The 253-nt window shown below is 66.0% G+C and carries 1 protein-coding gene; it reads left to right on the forward strand.

The window, feature by feature from the left end; translation table 11 throughout:
* Nucleotides 1–253 (forward strand): enolase C-terminal domain-like protein (locus SB822_RS59110; RefSeq protein ID WP_410859377.1); only part of this gene is annotated, 253 nt, incomplete at both ends.

The following is a 253-nucleotide window of genomic DNA, read 5'->3' on the forward strand; positions in this document are numbered from 1 at the left end:
CGCTGCGGCTCGACCCGAATGCGAACTGGACGCTCGAAACCAGTATCGCGGCCGCGCCTGAACTCGACGACCTGCTCGAGTATTACGAAGATCCGTGCCCCGGCCTCGCCGGCATGGCGGAACTCGCCAGGCACACGCGCCTGCCGCTCGCGACCAACATGGTGATCACGACCATGGAAGATTTCCGGCGCGGCGCCGAAATGGGCTCGGTCAAGGTGCTGCTGTCGGACCATCACTACTGGGGCGGGCTGCG

This window comes from Paraburkholderia sp. SIMBA_054 (assembly GCF_046534875.1).
Classification (GTDB): domain Bacteria; phylum Pseudomonadota; class Gammaproteobacteria; order Burkholderiales; family Burkholderiaceae; genus Paraburkholderia; species Paraburkholderia hospita.